Origin of the sequence: Streptomyces sp. NPDC059142, from assembly GCF_042755665.1 — a bacterium.
GTDB lineage: Bacteria > Actinomycetota > Actinomycetes > Streptomycetales > Streptomycetaceae > Streptomyces.
On record NZ_JBHZDA010000028.1, the window covers coordinates 1946 to 3509 of the forward strand.

Genomic DNA, 1564 nt, shown 5'->3' on the forward strand with positions numbered 1-1564 from the left:
GCGCGGGCGCCCCCCCCCGCCGGGCCCGCGCCGGGGGGGGGCGGGCCCCCCCCCCCCGCCCCCCGGGGGGGGGGGGGCGCGCCCCCTCGCCGATGAAGCCGATCCTGCGATGGCCGTGCGCGATGAGATGGGCGGTGCCCGAACGGGCACCGCCGAAGCTGTCGGAGAGCACCGCGTCCGCGTCGATCCGGCCGGCGGGCCGGTCCACGAAGACGGTCGCCACCCCGGCCTTTATCTCCGGCTCCAGATAGCGGTGGTCGCTCCCCGCGGGGATCACGATCAGCCCGTCCACCCGGCGCGCGCAGAGCGCCAGCACCAGCTCCTGCTCACGGTCCGGGTCCTCGGCGCTGGAGCCGTTGATGAGCAGCGCGCCATGGGCGCGGGCCACCTCCTCGACCGCGCGGTTCAGCGGACCGTAGAACGGGTCCGCCAGATCCTCCAGGACCAGCCCGATGCTCGCCGTACGGCCCTTGCGCAGCACCCGCGCCGAATCGTTGCGGCGGAACCCCAGCGCGTCGATGGCCTCCTGCACCCGCCGCTCGGTGTCCGCCGTGACCCCGGGTTCGCTGTTGACCACGCGGGAGACGGTCTTGAGCCCGACCCCCGCCCGTGCGGCCACGTCCTTCATCGTGGGACGGTTGCCGTAGCGGGGTTCTGTGCGGCGGGCGGTATCGGCCACAGTGCGCTGTCCTGTCGTCGTACGGTCGGCGGGTCGCCCCGGATCGCCGGTGTGCGCCACCCGGGCCGTGCGGACGAGCATAGGCCCTGGACAACGTTGTCAGGGGAATGGAGACTGTTCGTCGGAGCCGCGAACCCGTATCCGCTCCGCGCCACCCCACCAGGACGCCTCGATCTCCAGGAGATTCCACACCGATGCATACCGACTCCGTCGCCGCACTCGACATCGGCGGCACCAAGATCGCCGGGGCGTTGGTGGACGGCAGCGGCAGAATCCTCGTACGGGCCCAGCGCCCCACCCCGGCGCGCGAGGACGGCGAGACGGTGATGCGCGCCGTCGAGGAGGTCCTGGCCGAGGTGGCCGCCTCACCGCTCTGGCCGACCGCCACGGCGGTGGGCATCGGCAGCGCCGGTCCCGTGGACGCCTCCGCCGGTACGGTCAGCCCGGTCAACGTCCCCGGCTGGCGCGGTTTCCCGCTGGTCGAGCGGGTCCGGCTCGCCACCGGCGGGCTGCCGGTGACCCTGGTCGGGGACGGGGTCGCGATCACCGCCGCCGAACACTGGCAGGGCGCCGCCCGCGGATACGACGACGCGCTGTGCATGGTCGTCTCCACCGGGGTCGGCGGCGGACTGGTGCTGGGCGGCAAGCTCCACCCCGGCCCCACCGGCAACGCGGGCCACATCGGCCACATCAGCGTCGACATGGACGGCGACCTCTGCCCGTGCGGCGCGCGCGGCTGTGTGGAGCGGATCGCCAGCGGCCCCAACATCGCCCGCAGGGCGCTGGAGGGCGGCTGGCTCCCCGGACCCGACGGCGACCGCTCGGCCGCCGCCGTGGCCGCCGCCGCGCGGGCCGGCCACCCCGTCGCCCACGCCCCCAACGAAA

General features: G+C 75.1%; 2 protein-coding genes. One reads left to right on the top strand and one right to left on the bottom strand.

Translation table 11 applies throughout. From position 1 onward, the window contains the following. Positions 1-679: LacI family DNA-binding transcriptional regulator (locus ACFXPK_RS13355; protein ID WP_385074797.1), on the bottom strand; the 679-nt coding region annotated here is incomplete at its 3' end. Between the two features lie 194 nt (positions 680-873). On the opposite strand from ACFXPK_RS13355, the gene ACFXPK_RS13360 reads away from it, so the two are divergent. Next, positions 874-1564, top strand: a 691-nt coding sequence (locus tag ACFXPK_RS13360) for an ROK family protein (protein WP_385074800.1), incomplete at its 3' end; no start/stop codon positions are given.